Origin of the sequence: Pseudoflavonifractor sp. 60 (assembly GCF_009911645.1) — a bacterium.
GTDB lineage: Bacteria > Bacillota > Clostridia > Oscillospirales > Oscillospiraceae > Lawsonibacter.
In genome coordinates this window covers 1-14,150 of sequence record NZ_QWKI01000159.1, presented here as the reverse complement: position 1 = coordinate 14,150, position 14,150 = coordinate 1, and the positions used below count along the sequence as shown (strand labels likewise).

Sequence of the window (14,150 nt, the reverse complement as noted above, 5' to 3'; positions counted from 1 at the left end):
AAAAACGGGCATCTTCCGATGTCCGTTTTCCTGTCTTGTATGAAGTTTTGGGCTGATATAGGGTGCAAGTTTGTTGGCTGGTCACATCACGACAGCCCACGCTTGCCTTATCCTTGACGTTCCAAAATCCTATATCTTCCCTTGATTTTTCCCTTGCCAGCTCCCGTGAAACCCTTAAATGGGGACGGAACCGGATAACGGGGATTGATTTGTTGACTTGCTCAAATCCTTGTGTTTTCAATGGGTTCGGGGGATTCAATAACATCCTATAAAAGTTCCTGATGGCTGACAATATGCTTGGGTTCAAATCCGTATTTATTTTTTCTTTTGTTGGTAAGTCAGTTCTTTGTATATCTTTATTTAATTGCATTGGATTTTCCAACGTAGGTTTTTCCAACATTGGTTTTTCCTGCGTTGGATTTTCCAATGTTGGATTTTCCAATGTAGGTAAATCCGGCGCAGGTTCTGTATGCGGCTGCTCATAGATTACATAATCGGCTCCCCGCAAGCGTCCTTTCTCGTCGCGTTCCCGTGAACGGACGATATACCCGGCGCGTTCCAGCTCCTTTATGGCTTCCCGGATAGCGTCTATCTTTTCCCGGTTGATCTGTGACAGCCCCGCAAGGGTGTAGTCCCAATCTTCGGGCAGGGAAAGCATTTGCGACAAAAGCCCCTTTGCCTTTAAGGTCAGCTCCTTGTTGCGTAAATGGTGGTTGCTCACCACGGTATAAAATTTGATAAAAACATTTTGCAATTTCCAGCCCTAACCTTATGTAACTCGGCAAATGGTGGCAAAGCCTTGATTTTCAGGCGTTTCCGCCATTTGCCATTTGGGAGAGTTTTTTGCATATCTCGGCGTATCCCGGCGTGACTTTGCGCTGAAACGTAGTACGGAAGTAGTAAAAGCGGCCTGCCGCTCCTGTTTTACTACTTTACTACGCAGCCAGCCGCTCCATCTCCGCCTTTACGGAACAGGCGTCAACATGGGTGTAGTAGTCCAGCGTCATGGTGATGTTGGCGTGGCCCATAATGTACTGCAAAGCCTTGGGGTTCATCCCGGCGTTTGCCATACGGGTACAGAACGTGTGCCGGAGGGAGTGCGGGGTGATGTTGGGCAACTGCTCCTTGTGCTGTTTGTTGTACTTCCTCACAAGGCCCCTGACCATGTTGTTATAGTTCATCCTGACTTTCGGCAGACCGTCCTGATTGAGAAACAAAAAGTCCGTATAGCCGTCCACCGTGATGGTGGCTTTCTTCCCCCGGTTCTTCACCACCCGCTTCAACGCCCGGTAGACTGGCTCACTCATGGGGATTTCCCGGTAGCCGTTCTTGGTCTTGGGCGTTTCAATATAGTAGCCGTTCTCGCTGTCCCGCAAAAGCTGGTGGTCTACCCGGATCAGTCGGTTCTTAAAGTCAAGGTTCGTGGTCAGCCCGCAGAACTCGGAAATGCGAAGCCCGGTTCCCAGCAGAATGATAAGCTCATCGGCGTACTTCTGATATACCGGGTCATTCTGCGCGAAGTCGATCAGACTTGCCTCCTGTTCCGGCGTCAGCACGGTTTTCTCGCCCCTGTCGTCCTCCAGGACTTTGTTCAGGGCAAAGCTGAACGGGTTTTTGCGAATACAATCGTCCTCGATGGCGATGAAGAACGCGGCCCGGAGGGAACGCTTGTAGTTGCTGATGGACTGGAAGCTAAAGCCCTTTTCCCTCATGCGGATGGCCCACTCCTTGGCGTCGGAGGGCTTCACCGCGTCGATGCTTTTCCCGCCGAGAGGGTCATCCCGCAGGAGGCCCATCAGGTACTCCCGCTGTTTCTTGGTGCCCCGCTTCACATCCGCCCGCTGACTGTTCTGCTTGGCGTAGAGCTGGCAGACGGTCATTTTTTTGCCCACGGTGTCGATGCCGTCCGCAATATCCCGGTTGATCTCTTTTTCCTTCTCCCGCAGGGAAATATCGTCCCGCTTGCCAGCCGGAGTCTTGTCCGTAGCTACCAGCTTCCAAGCATAGACGAATTGGGGCTTGCCGGTGCTGTCCGTGTACTTATATGCGTATCTCCCGTCTTTTCGCTGGCTCTCTCCAGTTCTTAAAATGCGGCCCTTGCTGTCACGTCGTTTCTCCGCCATTGGTAAAACTCCTTTCCAAAACTGGAACGAGCCTTGATACGACTTGAGTATATTTTATCATATTTCCGGCTCAATACAAATCTGCGATTAGATCACATCCAGAGAGTCAATGACCTTTTCAAACTGCCTGCGCTTGATCTGGATGCGGTTGCCGTTCATTATCAGCCAGTTGGCGTCCGGGTTTTCCTCCGCCAGTTTCCGCAGCTTCTTTTCCCCGATACGGAAATACTTGGCCGCTTCCTCAATGGTCAGCGTATACTTCTCCCAAATGGACACATCAGGATAACTCATATCCGCGCCCCTCCTTTCGGCGTGACCAAATATTCCATACCAGGGCGCTGGCCGCAGTAGATGCAGACTTCCTTTTCAGCCCGTCCTGGCGCGGCCTCCCGCAAAGCAAAAGCGCCTGTGCCGCGAAAAGCGTCAGCACAAGCGCCGCATAAGCAGAGGGTCAGTTTCGGGGGTACGGGTTCGATCAGGCCGATGCTGACCGCCAGGGCGTGGTTGATGCCCCGGATATGTTTTTCGTCCAGTCTGCCGATGTAGCCGGACAACCGCTGCTTGTCTATGGTGCGAATTTGCTCCAAAAGGACAAGCGAGGGCTGTGCCAGCCCGTTCCCGGCGTCCAGGTAGTAGTGGGTGGGCAGCTTGGCTTTGACGTTGGCCTTGCTGGTGACGGCGGCGATAATGACGGTGGGGCTGTGCTTGTTGCCCACATTGTTCTGGATGATAACGACGGGCCGGGTGCCCTTCTGCTCCGAGCCGATCCCGTGGCCCAGGTCGGCGTAGTACAGTTCGCCGCGTAAATATGTCCTGCTCATGGTGTTTGACCTCCCCATAAAGATTAGACGGCCTGCACCGCCTATGTAGGAGCCGGACAGCATGACATATCAAGGTTGGCGGAGCATAAACGCTCCCGTTTCCATAAACCTGTCCCGCTGTCCGGCTTATATGAAAGCAAGCCTATTTGTCCGCGACACCCCGGCCCGCTATGGGAAGTCATCAAACGGCTGGCGGCGCGCCTAAAGGCATTTCCTTCGGGCACCAGCTCCACGGGAATTTCACCCCCGCATGGTTCTCATGCGGCTGCTCTCATTGCCTGCGACGGCTTCACGCTGGAAAACGCGATCACGCTCGGACTGTGACTGAACAGGAGTCTCATTGTCCCCATCGCCGGTCGTGGCCGTACCGGGAGCCGCCCGGTATTTCATGGCCGCTGGTTCTCGCTCCATGCCGAACGGCAGACCGTGGACGAAATGATAGTGTGGCATCCCGCTGTCGGCGTCCGGCACATCCTGGCGCAGCGTCAAAAGAGGCTTGCGGCGATGGGACTGTGCTTGATGAATGGGTATGAAGTTTTCAAAGGTCAAACCCATTCGCCGCACAAACGAGGAACAGGTGGAAGGCTTTCCATCGCCCTCCACCTGTTTCCTCACTCAAACGCGAAATTTACCCCCCCTAAATCAAAAAATTTTTTAAGTTCTCGATTGCCTTTTCAATAGACCTCTTAACCGGCGAAATCGTACATCCCTCCATTTCCGCAATCTGCTCGTATGTAAACTCCCCAAAGTAGTACAGCACCAAACGGCGGCGCTGCTTTTCAGGCAGTTTAGCGATTGCCTGATGCAGCTTGTCCACTTCCATTCGCTGAGAAACGGTTTCTTCCACGCTTTCCTGGGGCTTTGCGGCCCGCCTGTTCAGCGTTGCCTCCGTCACCTCGGATTGCTCGTAGTGCCTGTCCACTTCATTGAAAAAAGAAAGATCGTCCAGTTCAAACTCATTGAATGCGTCGAACAGGGTTTTGTCAATTTCCATCCAGCGTTTTACTCCGCCACCGTCCTTGAAGAACAGATAGAAGCGCGGGTGAGCGGTGTTGATTCCAGCGGTATATATCTCGTAGGGACTGTCCTCGTCCCTCCGGCGCTTGGGCCGGGGATCAAGATTTTTCGGATGGCTGTCTGCCATTTTCTTTTACCTCCAGTCTGAATTTTTGAAAATTCAGACTGGAGGGCGGGCCACGACAACCTACACCAAAGGCGGGCTTTTCATGCCCATCGGCTGAAAATGACAAAAAACGCCCGGCAGGTCGTAAACCTACCGGGCGGGGGGAAGAATAAAATTTAGCTGTGGCGACATTGTATAGTTCATCTTCATGGCCGGAATATCCCTTGGCGGGGGACAGGCTTTTTTTGATGGATCACTCTTTGGCAAAATTGGTCGAAACTCTTTTGGCCTCATGGCGGCTACCTCCTTGAGCCGCCTTGGTTATTGCTATAATTGCGCCTTGGTGCTGGAATAAAAGAACGGCGGCTTTCATTTGTGAAAACCGCCGTTCATAAAATGGGCATAACTATGGACTGCTGCACGACGGTTTTTTTCTTTTGCCGTCGTGCGGCAGTTTTTTTGCTTATTCTATTTGTTTGGATGCTGATTATGGGTAGAGCTGTTTGCATAAGGAAACACCGGGGATCGTAGCTCGAATTTGAAAGTCTCCCGGTCTACGATACCAAGAGTGCAGTCGCTGTCGTATAGCCGCAACAGAAACTCGGCCATCTGCTGGCTTGTATGATAAGTGCCAAAGGCCCTATCATAATCATATTGCTCCACATTATTTGCCTTTTTACCGAACTCCGTCTGTGTCGCTGCCGGAGCCAGAACCTTGGCCCGCATCTTTGCCCCACTCTCGATCAGCTCCCAGGCCAGCCCCTCGGTAAACGTGCTGACATAAAACTTTGTCGCGCAGTAGGTAACAGCGGTAGGAACGATGGTATAGCCGCCGCAGGAGGACAGGTTGATAAGCTGTGTTCCAGGGACATCCTTATAGTCCCGGACAAACAGGGAGGATAAGATGGTGAGGGCTTCGATGTTGAGCCGGAGCATGGCATCAATTTTTTCCAAATCCTGGTGAGCCACGCTGTCATAGTTCCCAAAGCCAGCGTTGTTGACCCACGTTTCAAGTTGAAAGTCTTTCAGCCCAGAATAGAACTGATACACTCCTTCCAGCGCGGAGAGGTCAACCGCTCTGATAAGAACATCCAATGCGGGGTGCTTCTCCAGGATTTCGTGTCTCAGGTGTTCCAGATTTGACTTGCGGCGGGCAGCAACGATCAGATTCTTACCACGATCCGCAAAGGCTTTCGCGGTTTCGTACCCTATGCCGGAACTGGCCCCGGTAATGACGGTGTACTTTTTTGCTGGTTGCATTTGCAATTCCTCCATTTCTCAAGTATAATGTGAGCATACAATGTAGAGTAAACTCTACGTCAAGAGGATGGAGGGATTTTTTTGGATTATTCTATTGGGGAGTTTTCGGAAGTAACTGGGCTGGGGATTCATACTCTGCGCTACTATGAGCATGAGAGTTTGATAACCCCTGTGCGAAATTCCAGTAACCGCCGCCGATACTCTGAGAAGGATATTACATGGATTGCTTTCATTAAACGGCTGAAAGCAACCGGGATGCCGGTCAAGGAGATCAAGAGATATGCGGTGCTGCGGGCCAAAGGGGATTCTACCCTTACGGAGCGGATGGAAATGCTGATTCAGCACCGTCAATCGCTGAAAGACCAGATTAAGCAGTTGCAGGAGCATGAGGCCAAGCTGGAAGAAAAGATTGCTTTTTACCAGCAGGAGATTGAACACCACTGTTCAGATACACCTTAAATTTGCAGTAACCTTTCGATATTGCCGCCCAACGCCATTTCTGTGGCGGAAGTGGACGGGCTGACAAATTCAATCAACTGCCTGCATAGCTTAGGCTCTCCGAACGGGGCATCCGAACCAAACAAGCACCGTTCCGGCACTTCGGTCAACGCCGTTTTGACGGACAGGGGCGTAAACGCCGCAGACAAGTCCAGATATGCGTTTGCCTGCTCCTTTGCAAAGGCGATCACATCCATCCAGTTTGAGCCGCCCATGTGTCCAAAGATAACCGGCACGGTTGGATATTTCCGGCACAGCTCCATGAGGATTTGAATGCCGTTCAGCGTGACAGGATTGAATGTGTGTACCCAAATAAGCAGGCCAGGATAATTGGCCAGGGCCTTGAACACAGATTCAAGCTGCGTGATCTGCGTTTCGGAACCAGGGGTAAATTCTCCGATGCCTTTGAATGAGTTTCCGATGATATGCTCCTTTACCCATTCGGCGGTATCGTTGTCAGCAAGTCCCAGCGGTACGGGGCCAAAACCATAGAACCGTTCCGGCGCATCCTGGATAGCTTGATTCAATTCCAGAATGGTGCCTTTCATTTTGGCACTTCTGGCTTCGGGAGAATAGCCGCCCGCCAGAAGTTGATATAACACCTGCATTTCGGCACCGATTGCGTCTAAGGTTGCGGTTTTGGCTTTCTCAATGTGAGGGGTCGTTGTGAATAGAACCGCTTTGTCCACCCCGGCATCATCCATTTTCTGAATCTGCATGGAAGTGGGGAGCATAACGTGTTGATGGCTGTCTACAATCATTAAGATCATTCCTTTCTTGCCTGGATGTGGCATCACCAAGGATACCACGGGTAAAAAGGATGAACAAGAACGCACATTTTGGGTATGTAGTGTCTTTTTTGATACTGCTATGGGGGAAATACTATGGCAAAAGCAGTTGCAATTACCAACCAATGCCCTATGGAGATCGGGCTGAATATTTTGGGCGGCAAGTGGAAATTGAAAATCCTGTGGCAAATTTCCAAGGGGGCCGTGCGCTTCAATGAATTGCAGAGGCGGTTAGGGAAAATCACAACAAAAACTTTGACGCAGCAGCTCCGGGAGCTGGAAGATCAGAAAATCATTCAGAGGACAGTCTATCCAGACAACCCGCCGAAAGTGGAATATGCCTTAACAGAACTCGGTGAAAGTATTTATCCCGTTTTGAAGTCACTGTGCGATTGGGGAACAAACTACCAAACCGCTGTACCACCAACCAGCAATTAAGGTGGGCTTTTACAGATGGCGCAGATTAACACGGTACTCGCGCAAGGCCGCTTCGTCAGCAGTGCCAATTAAATTTTCCAAGTAGGCAACCAGTTTTTCCTTGTCAGCAGGCAGGTGTCCACGGACTTGAATAAGGTTGGATGCACCATCTGTCACAATCCTGGTGTCGATAGTCAGATTTTCAATAAGAGCCTTTAGCTCTGCCAGCTTTTCAATTTCCCCCTCCTCTTTCCAGTTGCCGCGCTGGATTTCCTGATATAGCTCGGAGGTTTTGTAAATTGTCAGCATAGACGATTCGATAATCTGTGGGTGGAGCTGATTGAACAGTTCCGCAGTCGCCTTTGCACCGATTTCGCCGCGGCCAGCGCCGGAAATACCAGTGAGATAGAAAAAGTTGTAGCTGATGTCAGCGGCCTCTAACTTTCTGCATTGTTCAAGAACATCACTGGCCCGAAAGCCCTTGTTCATAAAAACCAGCGCCTCATCATCACCAGTTTCCACACCCAAGGTCAGTCCGTTATATCCTAAAGCACGAAGTTCTTTCAGTTCGTCCACTGTTTTCGTGGAAATGTCGGTGATCCTGCCAAAGCAGCCAATCGATGAATAATTGGGACAATACTTTTTCACCATTTGAGCCAATGTTTTCAGTTTGTCGGTGGTCAGGACAAAGGGATTTGCGCCTGTGAAGAAAACCCGGAACCAGGGTGCGTCCTGGCAGTAGCGGCTGACCGCAGCCAAATCTTCCTCCACCTCGGACGGCGGGGACATTCTGAACTTGAACGGCAAATCCTCATACAGCGTACAGAATTTGCAGGAGTGGTGTGTGCAGCCCGCAGTAACCTGAATCAGCAGGGACGCGGCCTCATAGGGCGGACGCCAGATTGTTCCATCAAAGTGCATAGATCATATCTCCTTTTCAAAATCAATCAGGAATTTCCTGTTGCCATCATAGTACAACCGGCAACGGTTAAATTCAAGTACGCAACTTTTTTAGTAGTAGTATTGTTTTCTGTACTAATACTAATTTTATGGCCTACATTGATTTTGAAATTGAGATGGTATATACTATCTCCAAAGAAGCGAAGGGAGATATAGCTATGGCCGGGAATAAATTTCAAACGCAGGATATGATGGCCCGCTGTGTGCCAATGACCAGTGTGCAGGCGGTTTTGGGCGGCAAGTGGAAAATCTTGATCTTGTGGTATATCGCATTTTATAAAGTTCAACGCTTTGGTCAGCTCATGCGCCGCCTGGACGGGATTACTCAGTCCTCATTGACAAAGCAGCTCCGTGAATTGGAGCAAGACGGATTTTTGCATCGTGAGATTTACAAGGAAATTCCCCCAAAAGTGGAATATTCCTTGACGGAACTGGGACAAAGTTTTACTCCGATTCTGAACCAAATGATGATATGGAGCGAGGCGCATCTCTGCCCCCCTGATTATATCAATCCTTTCGGAGAAGAAAGAATACTGCCTGAGTAATCTATGAAAGATTTACACCAGGAGGGCAGTCCTCCTGGTGTAATCAGCTTAAATGTTTTCGTAGGAAACCAATTCGTCCACAGGGATGCGCGTCTGGCTGTGCCGCTCCGGGTCAGCGAAGTTCTCACCAGCGTAGCCGATAGCCAGAATGTTGACCGGCTCCAAGTTGGCGGAGAGGTCAAACTCCCGGCACAGAACATCCGGCTTGAAGTAGCACACCCATACGCTGCCCAAGCCCAGCTCCGTGGCCTGGAGCATCATGTGATCGGTCAGGATGGACGTGTCAATGTCCCCGGTCTGCTTTTGGTCGAAGGGCCGCACCCACGCCTTGTTGTGGTCGGCGCAGACGATGATGGCCAGGGGCGCGCCATAGATGCCAGCGGCCTTGCCGATCTTCGCCAGCCCTTCCTCGCTCTGAACAACGATCAGGTGAACCGGCTGAAGGTTGGCGGCGGTGGGGGCCACATGAGCGGCCTCCAGAATCTTCTCCAGCTTTTCCGGCTCCACCTTCTGGTCGGTGTAGCTGCGGATGGAGCAGCGGGTCTTTGCAATCGTGATAAAATCCATGATAGATTTCCTCCAATTTGATTTGATGGCTGGCCTGCCAGGGCAACCACCTGATATGATTTTAACACAATCAGGGCGGCCCGCAAGATTGCACTTTTTCGGTAGATACTTCCCAAAAAGTAAGTCCTTTTCTAAATCGACGCACTATGATATACTTGCCGTGAGGTGATTCCATGAAACAGCAGCAATTTAACTGCCCTGTCGAGGCAACACTGTCACTGATTGGCGGGAAATATAAACCGCTTATCCTCTGGCATCTGGTGGATTGCCCTCTGCACTATATGGAGTTGCAGCGGAGGATTCCCAGCGCAACGCCCAAAATGCTCTCCCAGCAGCTCCGCGATCTGGAGGACTGCGGCATGGTACATAGAGAAGTGATCCCGGAGAAGCCGCCCAAAACGGTATACTCTCTGACGGCTTTTGGGGAAAGCATCATCCCGGTTTTGGATGCTATGTGTCAGTGGGGAACTGCCTATATGGATGGTCTGGATGTTCAGTATCCATGTTGTAGCGCAGGGGCATGATAAAGGGGACATAGCTGCCTGTTGAGCGGCTATGTCCCCTTTTCGCTATATCAGATTTGTGACTGCCGGATATAATTGCACAGCACCGCAAAATCAATATTGGGATTCTCCCTCAAAATCTTCTGCATACTTTCCTCCGCCTGCCGGTGTAGGGCGGGCTTTTTCAAATCGTCCAGCCGGAAGAAAATATTCAGCCGTCTGCCAACCGCAAACAGAAGTTTTTCATCTGGCGGGAGTTGTAAAAAGCGTTCAATCACAGAAAGCATTTGTGCCTTGTCCGTCTGTAAATTGCCGCGCACTTCCAAAAGCAAATTGATGATATGCTCGTTTATATAGAAACTGTCCATTGGCTGAAGTTGTTGCAAAAAGGATTTTTGCTCTACTGCAATTTCTTCCTCCGATTGCAGCGTGAATGAGCCGTTTCGGACGAACTCGCCTAACTTCGATTCCGGCTTGATTCCAGTGGCATGGACACGGATATAGTCGGGCCGGATGATGTTCAGCGCCTCGGCGGTAGCGGCGGCATTTTCTTCGGATAGCTCTTTGCCGCCGATGCCCAGCAGAATAAACTCGGACAAGATCATACCGGCCTCTTTTGCCATGCAGCCGCTTTCCACCACCGTGTCAGCTTGAAAGCCCTTGTTAATGAGTTTCAATATCTGATCGGAGCCGGTTTCCATCCCGCAGTACAGATGATTCAAGCCAGCTTGCCGGAGGGCCTGCAATTCGGATAAAGTCTTGCGGGTGATACTGTCGGCGCGGGCATAGGTCGTGATGTATTGCAGATTGGGGAAATAGCGGTTGAGGGCGTCCAGTATGCGAAGCAGATAGTCGGTTTTCAGCACCAGGGCATCACCGTCCTGCAAGAAACAGGATGTGAAATTTTTGCCTTTGTTAAGCTGGGCCTGTTTCGCTATATCTTCTATGGTTTCCTCAATGGGCCGCATGGAAAACTGCATGGATTTGTAAAGGCCGCAGAAATAGCATTTGTTCCAATGGCATCCCCGTGTGACGCGAACCAGCAGGCTGTTACTTTCAGAGGGGGGACGAATCGGCCCAATCTCTACATTTTTCATAAGAGGTTTCCTTTCGTTGTAATTGCAATAAACATACCATCTTATAAAAAAGAGAGCAAGAACGTACTTTTAGGGAAGGTACTTTCCAAAACAATAGCACCTATTTGACATAGTTAGTAACTGTTTCAGATCACTTTAGAAAATTGTTGAACATAGGCTGTACCCCTTGATGGAAAACGGGCATAGCCGCCATTAGGTGGCTATGCCCGTTGTTTATCAGATTGCGGGTACTTATTTCACGATATAGGTGATGGGTGCGGAGGTGTCTATGCCAGCATACATGGTTTCAAAGCCCGCATAGCGATCCAGCCCTTTTTCCATGTTTGCATCCAGAGCGCGAAAATGTTCGTCGCGCTGGGCTTCGGTGTCGAAATAGATTACATTGCTTTCGGGCAGACCATTTGCTGCTACGCCGGTTTTGTCTACGGGCGCACCATAAATATCGCCAGACTGCACCGGGCTTGCCATTAGAGCCTCACTTGTATCAAATCCAGCGGACTTGCCATCATCTTTGAAAAAGGTTCCAAAGGTGTCCGCAATCTGCGGAGCGGAGGCCGGTTTACCCACAATGTTGATATTGTCGTTCTGCTCCATGGGATCAGCCTGCTGTGCATTTGCGGAGGTTGCAAATGCCGTGGTTACTCCACAAACCAGGGCCAGTGCCAGAACAAGAGAGAAAATAGATGCTTTTTTGATTTTCATAATTGCGGTTATCCTTTCTTCAATCGCGTTTTTACTAAAATTGCTGCACAAGGGAGCAAAGCCGCTCCGAGTTTCTTCCATGCTGATGAGTGTCCGCGCATAAGCCGCTCTTGTGTTCTCCCCAAAAAGATGCACCACTGCTTCGTCGCACGATAGTTCAATATCCCGGTTCACAAGGATATACATAACCCAAACCAAGGGATTAAACCAATGCACACACACCGTCGCAATCAACACTAATTTTGTAATGCTGTCAAACCGCCGGATATGCACATATTCATGCTCCAAAACATGTAGAAGTGACTTTGTATTAGCCCATTCAGTAGATATTGGCATCAGAATTACGGGGTGAAATACGCCATAGGTGAGCGGAGCAGAAAACCGGCTGGACTGCCGAACGGAAATTGGGCGCTTCTGTTGATGCTTATTCAGCCAGCTTCTAATGAAGGCATTTTCTACTGGAAATGAGGTTTGAAATTCTTGTCGGCACTTCCAATATGCTACACCAAAAACCAGAGCACAAATTAATGCACCAGCGGCCCAAATGACCACCCAAACAGAAATTATATTTGTGGACATTGTAGTCTTTTGCCCAGCTACTTCAACTGGCATCAACGCAACTGTAAGGGGGCTTTCTGCAACGTCTATTCCTGATACATGACTGCCTAATAAGGAATAGACACTAAATGCAGAGGGGAAAGAGAACGGGAGCAGCAGGCGCACAACGGCTGTTCCCCAAAGCGCCAAAAAGGTCTTTTTCGGGAGACGGTTGATTGCCAAGGTACGAATGACGGTGATTGCCAAAATCATCACGCCTCCCGCAAAACTCATTTGCAACAGGCTCATTTGCATCACCTCATTCCAAGTCGCCAACAATCTGTTTCAGCTTTTCGATCTGCTCGGCGCTCAACTTTTTTCGCCCCAGCAAAGCCGCAAACAGTTTGTCCGCACATCCGTCATACACCCTGTCGATCAGTTCGTTTGTTTCTGCCTCCTGTACTTCTGCCTGCGGCACAAGCGCGTGACACATGAAACCGGGGTCGGAGCGTTCAATCGCGCCCTTTTTGATGCACCGCTTAATCAAGGTATAGGTCGTATTTACATTCCAACCCAATTCCTCGGTCAGCAGTTTAGCGATATGCTTCGCAGGAACATCGCCATCGCGCCAAAGGACAGACATTACTTTCAGTTCAGAAGCAAACAGTTTAGTTTCCATTCGGTAGCACCTCCTTTTTAAGACCGTAGTAGTGGCCACGCTGTTATACTACCACAGTCTTAAATAAATGTCAATACTACTGTGGTCTTAAATTTTGATTCGATTGATAAGTAACGCTCTTACTTTTTTGACAAACAAAATAAATTCTTTTGCATAATTCAGAACCACATAGCTTGTTCATCTCTAAATTTAGGAACCGGCCCATCCTGATACGGGTCATAGCGATGCTCATTACAGCCAAACTCCTGCAAAAAGCAGATCATATCCTCCGCCGTCCATTTCACAAGGGTCATGCCATCAAAGGCTTCCACCTTGCCGTCGTCCATCGTATTCTTAAAATACCACTCAACGATGGTCTGATCCTCTTTGTGGAAATACTGCTTGATGTCCCATTGGAGAACGGTTCCGCGTGTATTCCATTCCTCAAACCAGTGCTTTACCATAGCAACGCCCTGATACTGCGGCCCCCAGCTTTCGATGTAAAGGGCATCAGCAGAAAATATATCCTCTATGCCGAGGTCTTTCTTTTGCAGCCACATATCAAACCATAGTCTGATGATTTTTTCTCGCTTGTCCATGCTGTCCTCCTATATCCGCTGCCAAAGCAGCATATTGTTTTCAAATAGAGCGTTCACCCTGCCAGTGTCCTTCAGCCACGCCAGATAGGAGCGGACGGTGCTGCCCACCAAAACATACTGTTCAAAATTCATTGTCAGCCCGTAGTCCGCAAACAGCTTTTGCAGGATTGCTTCAAAGCAAAGCGGCTCCTGACAGATACCTGTGATCTTGTCCGCAATCTTCAGCACCTTGTCGATGTTGTACTGCGCGAGATCGGCTACATCCTCGGAGGCTGCTGCATGGGCCGGGACGAACATTTTTGCCCGCAGGGATTTGACCATTTCCAGCGTGTCCAGATAGGCGGCAACATCATAGATAAAGCCGATCTGATACTTGTCCAGCGTTTCCCGGCTGGACAGGCAATCCGCCAGATAGACTACATCATCAGGCGTCCGAAAGCCCACCATATCAAAGAAATGCCCTGGCAGGGGGAGGATCTCAAAGCCCTCCGGCAAGGATTCCTGGGTCAGCTCCTGGGCGTCGCTCTCCTGGGCCATGAGGAATTTGTGCCGCAGCTCCTTACACGGGTAGCCGCCATACAAAAAGGACGGTTCCAGGATAGGGTGGCGAGTAAAGGCGCAGTCGATCCCCGGAGCGTAGATTTTGCACCCGGTCTGGCCCTGCAAATACCTGTTGCCGCCGATGTGGTCAGCGTTGGAGTGGGTGTTGTAGATCGTGGTAAGCCGCCAGCCGTTGGCGTCCAGAAGCTGCCGCACCTTACGCCCCGCGTCCTTATCGTTGCCGCTGTCAATCAGGCAAACGTCCTGCTCGTTCAGCTTCACCAGCCCAATTTTTGCTGGACTTTGGATATAGTAGCTCTGTTCCGAAACTTGAATTAGAAGCTGTATTCATAAGCGTTTGAGCAGCGTGTGGAAATGAGAAATTATGACCATAGCCTCAGCAGAGGAAACG

General features: G+C 50.1%; 19 protein-coding genes. 4 read left to right on the top strand and 15 right to left on the bottom strand.

Translation table 11 applies throughout. The features are described from left to right. From D1646_RS23410 to D1646_RS16755, 7 genes are all read right to left on the bottom strand, one after another. On the bottom strand, window positions 1-754 hold a 754-nt coding region (locus D1646_RS23410), incomplete at its 3' end, for a helix-turn-helix domain-containing protein (RefSeq protein WP_243154219.1). 181 nt (window positions 755-935) lie between these two features. Beyond that, window positions 936-2,123 carry a site-specific integrase gene (locus tag D1646_RS16780; RefSeq protein ID WP_160637578.1) on the bottom strand — a complete coding sequence of 396 codons (1,188 nt, stop codon included), beginning with the start codon at window positions 2,121-2,123 and terminating at the stop codon, window positions 936-938. Window positions 2,124-2,210: 87 nt separating this feature from the next. Further along, the gene (locus tag D1646_RS16775; protein ID WP_160637577.1) at window positions 2,211-2,414 is read right to left on the bottom strand and encodes an excisionase; all 204 of its coding nucleotides are present in this window, start codon (window positions 2,412-2,414) and stop codon (window positions 2,211-2,213) included. After that, window positions 2,411-2,944 carry a type II toxin-antitoxin system PemK/MazF family toxin gene (locus tag D1646_RS16770; RefSeq protein ID WP_160637576.1) on the bottom strand — a complete coding sequence of 178 codons (534 nt, stop codon included), beginning with the start codon at window positions 2,942-2,944 and terminating at the stop codon, window positions 2,411-2,413. The genes D1646_RS16775 and D1646_RS16770 overlap by 4 nt, the downstream gene beginning before the upstream one ends. A gap of 240 nt (window positions 2,945-3,184) precedes the next feature. Beyond that, the gene (locus D1646_RS22785; RefSeq protein WP_201754737.1) at window positions 3,185-3,493 is read right to left on the bottom strand and encodes a hypothetical protein; all 309 of its coding nucleotides are present in this window, start codon (window positions 3,491-3,493) and stop codon (window positions 3,185-3,187) included. Between the two features lie 88 nt (window positions 3,494-3,581). Further along, a complete protein-coding gene (locus tag D1646_RS16760) occupies window positions 3,582-4,088 on the bottom strand; it encodes a sigma-70 family RNA polymerase sigma factor (protein ID WP_160637574.1) in 507 nt (168 codons plus the stop codon). A gap of 447 nt (window positions 4,089-4,535) precedes the next feature. Continuing rightward, on the bottom strand, window positions 4,536-5,327 hold the full coding sequence (locus D1646_RS16755) for an SDR family NAD(P)-dependent oxidoreductase (protein ID WP_160637573.1): 792 nt from the start codon (window positions 5,325-5,327) through the stop codon (window positions 4,536-4,538). Between the two features lie 81 nt (window positions 5,328-5,408). On the opposite strand from D1646_RS16755, the gene D1646_RS16750 reads away from it, so the two are divergent. Then, entirely contained in the window at window positions 5,409-5,786 is a 378-nt protein-coding gene (locus D1646_RS16750) for a MerR family transcriptional regulator (protein WP_160637572.1), read from the top strand. Here the strand turns inward: D1646_RS16750 and D1646_RS16745 are convergent. Beyond that, complete coding sequence (locus D1646_RS16745) at window positions 5,783-6,586, bottom strand: amidohydrolase family protein (protein ID WP_160637571.1); 804 nt, start codon at window positions 6,584-6,586, stop codon at window positions 5,783-5,785. The two genes, D1646_RS16750 and D1646_RS16745, sit on opposite strands and share 4 nt — an antisense overlap. A gap of 123 nt (window positions 6,587-6,709) precedes the next feature. Here D1646_RS16745 and D1646_RS16740 point away from each other — a divergent pair, with 123 nt between their 5' ends. Next, window positions 6,710-7,051: a helix-turn-helix domain-containing protein gene (locus D1646_RS16740; RefSeq protein WP_160637570.1), complete on the top strand. Its 342-nt coding sequence runs from the start codon at window positions 6,710-6,712 to the stop codon at window positions 7,049-7,051. A 9-nt stretch (window positions 7,052-7,060) separates the two neighbouring features. On the opposite strand, the gene D1646_RS16735 is transcribed toward D1646_RS16740, so the two are convergent. Beyond that, a complete protein-coding gene (locus D1646_RS16735; protein WP_160637569.1) occupies window positions 7,061-7,951 on the bottom strand; it encodes a radical SAM protein in 891 nt (296 codons plus the stop codon). 197 nt (window positions 7,952-8,148) lie between these two features. Here D1646_RS16735 and D1646_RS16730 point away from each other — a divergent pair, with 197 nt between their 5' ends. Further along, window positions 8,149-8,535, top strand: a complete 387-nt coding sequence (locus tag D1646_RS16730; RefSeq protein ID WP_160637568.1) for a helix-turn-helix domain-containing protein — start codon at window positions 8,149-8,151, stop codon at window positions 8,533-8,535. Window positions 8,536-8,583: 48 nt separating this feature from the next. Here the strand turns inward: D1646_RS16730 and D1646_RS16725 are convergent, their stop codons facing one another. Further along, window positions 8,584-9,102 (bottom strand): nitroreductase family protein, encoded by a 519-nt coding sequence (locus D1646_RS16725; protein WP_160637567.1) that lies wholly within the window; start codon window positions 9,100-9,102, stop codon window positions 8,584-8,586. Between the two features lie 173 nt (window positions 9,103-9,275). Between D1646_RS16725 and D1646_RS16720 the strand changes: the two genes are divergently transcribed. Then, window positions 9,276-9,626, top strand: a complete 351-nt coding sequence (locus D1646_RS16720; protein WP_160637566.1) for a helix-turn-helix domain-containing protein — start codon at window positions 9,276-9,278, stop codon at window positions 9,624-9,626. A gap of 50 nt (window positions 9,627-9,676) precedes the next feature. Here the strand turns inward: D1646_RS16720 and D1646_RS16715 are convergent, their stop codons facing one another. From D1646_RS16715 to D1646_RS16695, 5 genes are all read right to left on the bottom strand, one after another. Continuing rightward, window positions 9,677-10,702 (bottom strand): radical SAM protein, encoded by a 1,026-nt coding sequence (locus D1646_RS16715; protein ID WP_160637565.1) that lies wholly within the window; start codon window positions 10,700-10,702, stop codon window positions 9,677-9,679. Between the two features lie 231 nt (window positions 10,703-10,933). Then, the gene (locus tag D1646_RS16710) at window positions 10,934-12,250 is read right to left on the bottom strand and encodes a M56 family metallopeptidase (protein WP_160637564.1); all 1,317 of its coding nucleotides are present in this window, start codon (window positions 12,248-12,250) and stop codon (window positions 10,934-10,936) included. 10 nt (window positions 12,251-12,260) lie between these two features. Then, complete coding sequence (locus tag D1646_RS16705) at window positions 12,261-12,620, bottom strand: BlaI/MecI/CopY family transcriptional regulator (protein ID WP_160637563.1); 360 nt, start codon at window positions 12,618-12,620, stop codon at window positions 12,261-12,263. Window positions 12,621-12,778: 158 nt separating this feature from the next. Beyond that, on the bottom strand, window positions 12,779-13,198 hold the full coding sequence (locus D1646_RS16700; protein ID WP_160637562.1) for a nuclear transport factor 2 family protein: 420 nt from the start codon (window positions 13,196-13,198) through the stop codon (window positions 12,779-12,781). Between the two features lie 9 nt (window positions 13,199-13,207). Continuing rightward, window positions 13,208-14,086, bottom strand: coding sequence for an MBL fold metallo-hydrolase (locus D1646_RS16695; RefSeq protein WP_160637579.1), 879 nt, complete (start codon window positions 14,084-14,086; stop codon window positions 13,208-13,210). Window positions 14,087-14,150: the final 64 nt, after the last annotated feature.

Excerpts from the sequence above, each read along its gene's own strand:
- D1646_RS16735 (WP_160637569.1), bottom strand. The coding sequence starts at position 7,951 with ATGCACTTTGATGGAACAATCTGGCGTCCGCCCTATGAGGCCGCGTCC.
- D1646_RS16740 (WP_160637570.1), top strand. The coding sequence starts at position 6,710 with ATGGCAAAAGCAGTTGCAATTACCAACCAATGCCCTATGGAGATCGGG.
- D1646_RS16700 (WP_160637562.1), bottom strand. The coding sequence starts at position 13,198 with ATGGACAAGCGAGAAAAAATCATCAGACTATGGTTTGATATGTGGCTG.
- D1646_RS16710 (WP_160637564.1), bottom strand. The coding sequence starts at position 12,250 with ATGAGCCTGTTGCAAATGAGTTTTGCGGGAGGCGTGATGATTTTGGCA.
- D1646_RS16775 (WP_160637577.1), bottom strand. The coding sequence starts at position 2,414 with ATGAGTTATCCTGATGTGTCCATTTGGGAGAAGTATACGCTGACCATT.
- D1646_RS16720 (WP_160637566.1), top strand. The coding sequence starts at position 9,276 with ATGAAACAGCAGCAATTTAACTGCCCTGTCGAGGCAACACTGTCACTG.
- D1646_RS16755 (WP_160637573.1), bottom strand. The coding sequence starts at position 5,327 with ATGCAACCAGCAAAAAAGTACACCGTCATTACCGGGGCCAGTTCCGGC.
- D1646_RS16705 (WP_160637563.1), bottom strand. The coding sequence starts at position 12,620 with ATGGAAACTAAACTGTTTGCTTCTGAACTGAAAGTAATGTCTGTCCTT.
- D1646_RS16770 (WP_160637576.1), bottom strand. The coding sequence starts at position 2,944 with ATGAGCAGGACATATTTACGCGGCGAACTGTACTACGCCGACCTGGGC.
- D1646_RS16725 (WP_160637567.1), bottom strand. The coding sequence starts at position 9,102 with ATGGATTTTATCACGATTGCAAAGACCCGCTGCTCCATCCGCAGCTAC.
- D1646_RS16715 (WP_160637565.1), bottom strand. The coding sequence starts at position 10,702 with ATGAAAAATGTAGAGATTGGGCCGATTCGTCCCCCCTCTGAAAGTAAC.
- D1646_RS16730 (WP_160637568.1), top strand. The coding sequence starts at position 8,149 with ATGGCCGGGAATAAATTTCAAACGCAGGATATGATGGCCCGCTGTGTG.
- D1646_RS16780 (WP_160637578.1), bottom strand. The coding sequence starts at position 2,123 with ATGGCGGAGAAACGACGTGACAGCAAGGGCCGCATTTTAAGAACTGGA.
- D1646_RS16760 (WP_160637574.1), bottom strand. The coding sequence starts at position 4,088 with ATGGCAGACAGCCATCCGAAAAATCTTGATCCCCGGCCCAAGCGCCGG.
- D1646_RS16745 (WP_160637571.1), bottom strand. The coding sequence starts at position 6,586 with ATGATTGTAGACAGCCATCAACACGTTATGCTCCCCACTTCCATGCAG.